This window comes from uncultured Eubacterium sp., from assembly GCF_937958975.1.
Classification (GTDB): domain Bacteria; phylum Bacillota; class Clostridia; order Lachnospirales; family Lachnospiraceae; genus Eubacterium_G.
In genome coordinates, this window is the sequence record NZ_CALGRE010000010.1 from 1 (window position 1) to 9,280 (window position 9,280).

At 35.8% G+C, this 9,280-nt stretch carries 6 protein-coding genes and 1 pseudogene; all 7 read right to left on the bottom strand.

The genetic code is table 11. The annotated features are described in order from the left end of the window. Positions 1–588: 588 nt before the first annotated feature. The gene (locus Q5O86_RS01165; RefSeq protein WP_302625324.1) at positions 589–1,887 is read right to left on the bottom strand and encodes a transglutaminase domain-containing protein; all 1,299 of its coding nucleotides are present in this window, start codon (positions 1,885–1,887) and stop codon (positions 589–591) included. Positions 1,888–1,902: 15 nt separating this feature from the next. Next, positions 1,903–3,750: a lipopolysaccharide assembly protein LapB gene (locus Q5O86_RS01170; RefSeq protein ID WP_302625325.1), complete on the bottom strand. Its 1,848-nt coding sequence runs from the start codon at positions 3,748–3,750 to the stop codon at positions 1,903–1,905. Positions 3,751–3,902: 152 nt separating this feature from the next. Beyond that, positions 3,903–5,102 (bottom strand): glycoside hydrolase family 16 protein, encoded by a 1,200-nt coding sequence (locus Q5O86_RS01175; protein ID WP_302625326.1) that lies wholly within the window; start codon positions 5,100–5,102, stop codon positions 3,903–3,905. Positions 5,103–5,259: 157 nt separating this feature from the next. Beyond that, complete coding sequence (locus Q5O86_RS01180; RefSeq protein ID WP_302625327.1) at positions 5,260–6,249, bottom strand: 2-hydroxyacid dehydrogenase; 990 nt, start codon at positions 6,247–6,249, stop codon at positions 5,260–5,262. 38 nt (positions 6,250–6,287) lie between these two features. Further along, the gene (locus Q5O86_RS01185; RefSeq protein WP_302625328.1) at positions 6,288–6,956 is read right to left on the bottom strand and encodes a V-type ATP synthase subunit D; all 669 of its coding nucleotides are present in this window, start codon (positions 6,954–6,956) and stop codon (positions 6,288–6,290) included. Between the two features lie 85 nt (positions 6,957–7,041). Further along, positions 7,042–8,412, bottom strand: coding sequence for a V-type ATP synthase subunit B (locus Q5O86_RS01190; protein WP_302625329.1), 1,371 nt, complete (start codon positions 8,410–8,412; stop codon positions 7,042–7,044). A gap of 1 nt (position 8,413) precedes the next feature. Next, a pseudogene (locus Q5O86_RS01195) lies at positions 8,414–9,280 on the bottom strand (V-type ATP synthase subunit A); the annotation flags it as partial.

Consider the following 9,280-nt stretch of genomic DNA (forward strand, 5'->3'; position numbering starts at 1 on the left):
CGTATGTGACTGGAGTTCTGACGTGTGCTCTTCCGATCTACATAACCTTTAACAAATGTAACCTCTGGTAACCATGTCTGAATATTCCACCATGTCTCACCAATACTTCCACTAATCACTTCCTGAGAAGCATCTGTGGATGTAACACTACCACCGGCTGCAAACCATGACTGCCATGTTGCATCACCAACAAGTGATGTGTCAGCATTAACTGCCTGTGGCAGATATGTTATGCTGGTTAATACCATAGCAATTGCACTAACAATAGCTACCACTTTCTTGAAACGTTTTTTCATTTCAATTCTCCTTTCATATAAAACATTAGTTTCTTATGAATAAATCCCCTCTACTATCCATATAGCTATTTATCCATAATTTATAATTATTTTAGTCAATAATTATATACATTTATAGTATCTTTTTTTTATTTAGGTGTCAATTTTTATAAAAATATTTTTATGTCTTTTTTTTACTTTTTTATAATCTTTTTATAAAAAACAATATATATTTATCTTTTACTAAAAATGTTTTTATACTCTTTTCCCGTTATTTAAACCTAAAATAGCCGGCATTTAAATGCCGGCTATTTTAGGTTAATTTGTTCCGCTTTATCTTTTTGACATTAGACCACTTCGTAAATACTTTTTTTCCTTCAATAAATTTATATGCTCTGAATCGAACATAATAACTTTTTGATTTCTTGATTTTTTTTAATCTATAGTTTTTTTTCTTTGTAGTCACAATCCTATTGTTCTTTTGGAATTTCTTGTTTGTAGAATATTGTATTTTATAACCAGAGGCTCCGGCAACTCTCTTTAAGCTGACTTTCTTTCGTGATACTTTGCTAAATTGCGGTTTAATAATACAAAATTTTGCCTGTCTGCTTCTGAGAGAAGCTTCCTGTTCTTTTGAGCCATATTCTTTTTCAGCCATTGGATATTTATTGTAAAATTCTAATGTATTATAATCATCCAACCGCGTGTGCTTAAAAAATTTATCACCTTTCAAAAAATATTTATATGTTTGTCCGGAATGAAAAATCTCTGAATCCCAAGTAGCATCCAAATTGTAATAATAATTTCCCAGCTTTACAATATTCCATCCATGAAGTACATCACCGCCACCATAGCCGGGTATGACTCTCACAGATAATCCCACTTCCTTCAAAAACCTATACATTAATTGTGCATATCCCTGACACACTGCTTCGCCACGAAACAATGCTGACCATGAAGAATATACAATATCTTTTGTAATATCTTTTGCGTACGTTACATTCTCACAGACATAATTATATATTGTCTGAACCTTTTCATAATCTGATGTCTGTTCATCAAATTGGAATCCTGAAATAATATCCTTAACCTTTCTATCCACCTGCTTTTTCTGTTCTAATGTAGTGAAATACCATATTTCCATACGAAATTCATAAAAATAATACTTCTTTCCATTGACTTTGGCAATAAAACATGAATAAGATGGATACTCTCTATCAATATCCCAGTGAAGATAATCTCCTTCATCTCCATTTTCCGTTTCCTTTAACGCTTCATTCTCAAGCGCTTCAAATACTTGAACCGGGTTGGAATTTGTAGTCTTAACATACACTACAATTTGAGATTCGTGATTCACCATTGATTTTCTCATGCTTAATGCAGCTTCTGAAATTTTCTTATACTTATTATATTTTGTATTTTTTCCGGACAGTCTGTTATTTCTTTTCGCAAGCTCAGTCTTAGATTTTTCTTTCATGCCTTCCTGAAACTCGTGAGCATTCTCTTTCGCCTGAACGGATACTCTATCATAATTCCCTATATAAAAACCGGTATGGGGCGCAAATACAAGCGCCAATACCAATATAGTTAAAACTATTCTCTTTATTTTCATTAAAACTCCTATATTTTATTTCTTATACTTTGAAGTATATTTCTGTCCATCATACTTCAATTCTCTTATCATTTTCTTTCCACCTTTTAGTGTGTAAGTAAATTTTTGGTCATGATATTTTTTTAGCTTAAAATGTAGTTGATATGTGCCTATCTGAATCTGCGTAACTCTATTTTTACTACTTATTATAGTATCAAAGCCTAAATAATCATTATTTTTATCTATAATTCTAAGACACATTTCACCTTTATAAAGAACCTGTGAAATTTTAATACGATATGTTTTCTTTTCTCCATTTACAGTCCCTTTATGTCTCCATGTTCCTATCCAATACTGTACCTTATCACTAAAGCTATTCATTTTTTTATAAAGTGTATTTGCCTGTTTATAATTTTTTCTAATGGATTCCAAGAGCTTCATTGCCTCCGAAATCTTACCTTGTTCACCAAGTTTTACAGCCTGATTATATACACTCTCATTAAGATTTTGTGCCTTTGTATATTTTGCCACACTGTTGTAAATGGACATTCCATTTTTTGTATCACCCTTATCTACTAAGTATTTCGCATATCCATATCCATAAGTTCCATATTCTGCCTCATAGGACGTATCTTTTGCATAAACATTCTTTATTGTGTTCCATGCTGTCTCATAATCTTTCTGAAGATAGTAAATTTCTGCCATCCCGGCACTTGCTTTATTAATAAGATTAAAATCGGAAGCTGCATTTGCACTGGATTTAAAAAGTTTCATTGCCTCCTCATAATTTTCCTTCTGCAAAGCTTCAGCACCATCATAATAATCCAAAAATGCACCTGCCATTTTCCCATGTGTAGAATCTTTATCTGCATCATGACCCTTCACAAAATAATCCGCTGCCTTATCCTCATCACCATCAGAGAGCGCAGCTAATCCTAAATTGTAATTTGCCTCTGCCAAATATTCCTCACTTTTCATAAAGCCGTTTAATTCTTCAAAAGCTGTTACAGCCTTATCATATTTCTTATCATTCATAAGTTTTTTAGCAGCTTTATATTTATTATTTGGTATAATAAATGCAAACACAACGACAGCCGCTATCACTGCAATGACACCAACCGCAATGGCTGCCACTATATATCTTTTTCGTACCGCTTTTTTTCTGTTTGCCCTTCTGTCTTCACTTGCCTGCTTTCTCTCCTCATTCTGCTTCACAATAGAATATTTTCTTTTCGCATCTTTTAACAGAACTTTTGCATCCAGATACCAGGAAATTCTTTTTAATATCTCAATACCATTACCAATATGAACAGAATCGTCTTTTGATATATCCTCCGTAGCCGATATATAGCTGTCTTCGTAATCTTTCAACTTGGCCTCGGCAAATACTTCAACATCTTCTAATTCTCCTACACTCTCATAAATAGAATCCTGTTTCTGCCAGATTGTTCCATCCTCAAAAGTAACATAATTCACTTGAATAACATATTTTCCTGCCGCCTTGTTAGGTATTGTAATTTTAGCAGCACTCCCCTTTGTCTCAAGATACTTTAAACCAAGTGCTCCATAATTATGTTCAATATTCTCCACATTTCCCTCATCGTCACTGACAGACACGGTTATGTTTAACTCCCTGATATCCTTTTTATAGATATTTGTAAACTTTAGGGTTAATCTATTTTTATCACTTATTTTATCATATTCAAGGATACCACTCTCAAAAAGAACCGGACTTCCATAGGTCCAAAGATTAACCTCTAAATCTAGTAGTTTATCATAACGACTTTCAGTTTCTGTACCTAATTCTTTTTTATCATCCATTTCTTTTTTTGTTTCATCTGCAATATTTTCACTTATCTGATTTTCCTTCTTCATTTCTTCCATAGTCTTCTCCAATTGTTTCAACTTTTTATTGATTATAATTGTACAATCCTTATTTTATCATATTTAATAAAATAATACACCCCAAATGTTAGGCCCTTTCTCCTAACACTCAGGGTGCATAAAAATTTATATTAGATTTTTAGGTAATATGGCTATTTTTTAATCTTAACACGTTTTACTTTAGACCATTTTCCATATATTTTCTTTCCCTTATATACCTTATAAGCTCTAACTTTAACATAATATATACTCTTTTTGTCTAATTTTTTCAATGTTATTTTTACTTTTGATGATGTTTTCTGCTCATATCCCTGGAATTTTTTGTTGTCGCAAAATCTTATCTGATAAGCTTTTACTCCTGAAATTTTCTTTAACTTTAAGCTTATTTTTCTCTTTTTAACATTTTTAATAGATTTTATTGTTACTCTCGCCGGTTTTGCTTTGGCTTTTGCCTCAGCTTCCGCCTTTGCTTTTGCCTCCGCAGCCTTTTTAGATGCCTCTTCTTTTTCCTTTGCAATATCTTCAGCTGATTTATCCTGGTAATATCTTACATAATCTACTTCCATTGTTGCAGGTAACTGTGCCGCTGACGGATTTATATTTCCGGTTAAATTTCCACCTACGGCAACATTCAATAACATATAATAATTATCCTTTAGTTCTTCCATTCCTGCCACGAAATTATATGTGCCAATCAACCTTCCGTCATAGAAAACTCTTATTTTATCATCTGTTCTGTAAACACCATATGTATGCCAATCCGTTTTATCAAAATATGGAAATGCATTAGAATATCCCGGCGTACTCTGATAGTGGTCTACCGTTGGTTTTGCCACCGTTGTCCAATGCATCGTAGCATATGGATATTTTTGTGTATTAATTGATTCCATAATATCTATTTCACCACACATCGGCCATGTTCTTCCGTTTGTTCCCAGCATCCAAAATGCCGGCCAGATTCCATTCACTGATGGAAGCTTTATTCTGGCAACCACATAACCATTGCCAACCTCTACTTTTCCTGCTGTTTTAATACGTCCGGATGTATAATTCTTTCCACCTTTTGCCTGACTTCTTGCAGTAATTTTTAAAGTTCCATCACTTACATTAACATTGTCAGTAGAATCTGTGTAGTATTCCTGTTCGTTGTTTCCCCAACCCCAGTCACCATTACCAATCTCATAAGTCCAGTTATCTGTGTCTAGTGCTGTTCCATTAAATTCATCGGACCATATCAGTTTCATATCACTGGGATTCATCGTGAGTGTATTTGTATTATATCCAGCGCTTACACTTACATGAAACATAAGCATAGCAACCAAAGTTGCTGTTAAAAATATAAATTTTCTCATATGTTTCTCCTCCATATTAACAATATAAAAACATTTTTCTCTTTGTATAATATAACATATTTACTTTTTTTCACTCAACATTTTATAAAAAAATATTACCTCACCTAAAAAATTAGCACCAAGTAAAAACCGGATTGTTAAAACAACCCGGTTTCTACTATTTTACTATATTATTTTCTATGATATGCCCCTGCACATAAGACTTTGCATTCTCTAACGTAGTATAACTGATAGCCGCCAATGCTTCTTCCGTCAGAAATGCCTGATGGGATGTCACGATTACATTCGGAAACGATAACAGTCTGGATGTAATCGATGTTTCTAAAATATCATCTTCTCTGTTTTCAAAAACATTCTCTGTCTCTTCCTCATATACATCAAGACCCACGCTATGGAATTTATGCTCTCTAATTCCCTTAATTAAATCAATCGTATCTATCAATGCTCCTCTTGACGTATTGACAAGAACTACATTATCTTTCATTTTCTTTATTGTCTTAGAATTAATTATATGGTAAGAATCATCTGTTAACGGGCAATGGAGCGAAATTAAATCACTTTCTTTTAAAAGTGTATCCAACTCTACATATTCTACAAAATCCAAATCCGGGTTTTTATAGATATCATATGCCAAAACTTTCATACCAAAGCCATGGCAAATACGGCACATCGCCGCACCTATTTTTCCTGTTCCAATAATTCCCGCAATTTTATCATGGAAATTTATACCTGTCAGACCAACCAGACTAAAATTATTTTCTCTCACTTTAATATAAGCTTTATGAATATGCCTGTTACATGCAAGTGCCAATGCCATAGCATGCTCCGCCACAGCTTCCGGCGAATACCCCGGTACCCTGAGAATGGTAATACCATGCTTCTTTGCCACCTTTAAATCAATATTATTAAATCCTGCGCAGCGCATCAGAATTAATTTAATTCCACATTCTGCAAGAACATCAAGAACCTTCTCACTTAAATCAGAGTTTACAAATGCACATATCGCATCAAAACTCCTTGCATATTTTGCTGAGCGCTCTGAAATATCAGCTTCTACATATTCTATTTCTATTCCTTCGTACTCCGGTAAAATCTTATCGAAAAACTCTTTATCATACTTTTTTGTATCATAAAATAAAATCCTCATAACATTCCCTCCAGTAACAAACTGCCTATATTGATGGTTTATTCATCAACTAGACTTTGCTGTTTTGCTTCTATCACTTGTTTCAACATCATATCTTTAACCTTCATCAGACGAATCTGTGTACTGCGTTCATTTTCATCTAACTTCATGGTTATATACTTTATATTGTCCAAAGCTTCGGGAATTATTACATGTTCCAATGCATTTACTCTTCTTCTTGTTTTTTCGATTTCCGCTGCCATTAATTGACAGGATTTTTCTACCTCTGCCAACTTTAACATATCCTCAAAAACAGTAGAAAGTGAATATACCGCATCATCTAAGTCACCTGCTGTGAAAGCATAGCCATAGGAATATATATCGTTGCCACTTATATCATCATTTGTAGAAAATTGTGGAATATCAACACTCATTACGTTCTTAAATTCCTGCTTAATTTCTAAAGACTTGTTTGTTGCCATAAGTGCTGTATTGAGAACCTCGTCACTCATTCCGGCTCTTGCCACTGCAAATTCCATATTAGCAGACTTCAAACCTTTTTCAACTTTCCGGCGAAGTTCCATATTTATCTTTATCAAATCCATAAACTGACGAACCAGTTCATCGCGCTTATCTTTTAATAATTTATGACCTCTCGTAGCTGATTTCAACTTTTTTTTCTGCTTTGTCAGCTCCATTCTGGTCGGATTGACTCTCGTAGATGCCATAATCTATCCTTTCCTTTTCCCTACGATAATAATACCAATGTCACTACTCCCAATCTATATCTCCGGAAAATTACATAATTCGTATCTAATCCAGATAATATTTTTCCAAGTATTTGTCATCAATTCTCTTTAATTCAGATTTTGGAAGCATTGACAACAGCCTCCAGCCAACATCCATAGTCTCTATAATGGAACGGTTGGCATCATATCCCTGTGATACATATTCTCTTTCAAATTCATCTGCAAACTTTGCATATATTAAATCAATATCGGACAATGCAGCCTCACCCAAAATAGTCATAAGCTCCTTCGCATCTTTTCCACGAGCATAAGCTGAAAAAAGCTGATTCATTACATTACTGTGGTCTTCTCTAGTCTTTCCCTCTCCGATACCCTTGTCTTTCAGACGGGATAAGGATGGAAGAACATCTATTGGCGGTGTCACGCCTTTTCGATACAGTTCACGACTCAAAATAATCTGTCCTTCCGTAATATAACCTGTCAAGTCCGGAATCGGATGCGTTTTGTCATCTTCCGGCATAGTCAGAATCGGAATCATTGTAATACTTCCGTCTCTTCCACGCTGACGTCCTGCACGCTCGTATAATGTTGCAAGGTCTGTATACATGTATCCCGGATAACCACGTCTTCCCGGTACCTCTTTTCTAGCAGCTGATACCTCACGCAGAGCATCTGCATAGTTTGTAATGTCTGTAATAATAACAAGAACATGCATACCCTTTTCAAAAGCAAGATATTCTGCTGCCGTAAGTGCCATACGAGGTGTGGCAATACGCTCTACTGCCGGGTCATTTGCAAGGTTCATAAACATTACGGTTCTGTCAATAGCACCTGTCTCTTTAAAGCTGTTAACAAAAAAGTTTGATTCCTCAAACGTGATACCTACCGCTGCAAATACTACAGCAAATGGGTCATCTGTTCCGATAACCTTTGCCTGTCTTGCTATCTGTGCTGCAAGATTGGCATGAGGCAGACCTGACGCAGAAAAAATTGGCAGCTTCTGTCCTCTGACTAACGTATTTAATCCGTCAATTGCAGAAATACCGGTCTGAATAAACTCTGATGGATAATTTCTGGCTGCCGGGTTCATGGCAATACCGTTAATATCTTTTCTCTCATCCGGAAGAATCTCCGGACCATTATCGATTGGATTGCCCAGTCCGTCAAACACACGGCCGAGCATATCCATAGAAACTCCAAGTTCCATGCTGCGACCAAGAAATCTTACTTTACTGTTCGAGAGATTAATACCTGTAGAATCTTCAAACAGCTGTACGAGAGCATTATTTCCATTTACTTCTAATACTTTACATCTCCTGACTTCGCCATTTGCAAGTTCAATTTCTCCTAATTCATCATAAGTCACCCCTTCGACATCTCTCACTAACATCAATGGACCGGCGACTTCCTGTATCGTCCTATATTCCTTCGGCATATTAGAACTCCTCCTTTTTCAACGTATTGGCAATCTCCTGTGCAAGCTGGTCACTAATTCTCTTAAATTCACCGTCCAATTTATTTTCCTCGGTATACTTGAAACGACCTATTGCCTCTCTTACAGGCATTTTAATCAATGCTTCTACATCAGCTCCTTCTCGCAGTGCCTCTGCTGACTGTTCATAAAATCCTAATACCAATTCCATCATCATCTCCTGTTTTTTTAGAGATGTATATGTGTCAATTTCATGAAATGAATTTTGATGCAGATAATCTTCACGAATGGAACGGGATGCTTCCATCTTTAATCTATCCGGTGCAGACAAGGCGTCCATGCCCACCATTTTTACAATTTCTTCCAACTCAGCTTCTTCCTGCAACAGGCTCATTAACTTCTGACGAAGTTCCAGCCAATTTTCATCCACATTCTCTTTGAACCATTCCCCAATACTGTCCACATAAAGCGAATAGCTTGTAAGCCAATTGATTGCCGGGAAATGTCTTTTATATGCAAGATTTGAATCCAATCCCCAAAATACTTTTACAATACGAAGTGTTGCCTGAGATACCGGCTCTGAAATGTCTCCACCCGGAGGAGATACCGCACCGATAACGGAGAGCGCTCCATCACGTCCTTCTTTTCCCAGCGTAACAACATCACCGGCACGCTCATAAAACTGTGCAAGCCGGCTTCCTAAATATGCAGGATATCCCTCTTCACCCGGCATTTCCTCTAAACGTCCTGACATCTCACGGAGCGCCTCTGCCCAACGGGATGTAGAATCTGCCATAAGCGCCACAGAATATCCCATATCTCTAAAATACTCTGCAATCGTTATACCTGTATAGATAGAAGCAGATCGGAA

Bases quoted from the DNA above. Each gene is read 5' to 3' on its own strand.
- Q5O86_RS01165 (WP_302625324.1), bottom strand. From the start codon at position 1,887: ATGAAAATAAAGAGAATAGTTTTAACTATATTGGTATTGGCGCTTGTA.
- Q5O86_RS01170 (WP_302625325.1), bottom strand. From the start codon at position 3,750: ATGGAAGAAATGAAGAAGGAAAATCAGATAAGTGAAAATATTGCAGAT.
- Q5O86_RS01175 (WP_302625326.1), bottom strand. From the start codon at position 5,102: ATGAGAAAATTTATATTTTTAACAGCAACTTTGGTTGCTATGCTTATG.
- Q5O86_RS01180 (WP_302625327.1), bottom strand. From the start codon at position 6,249: ATGAGGATTTTATTTTATGATACAAAAAAGTATGATAAAGAGTTTTTC.
- Q5O86_RS01185 (WP_302625328.1), bottom strand. From the start codon at position 6,956: ATGGCATCTACGAGAGTCAATCCGACCAGAATGGAGCTGACAAAGCAG.
- Q5O86_RS01190 (WP_302625329.1), bottom strand. From the start codon at position 8,412: ATGCCGAAGGAATATAGGACGATACAGGAAGTCGCCGGTCCATTGATG.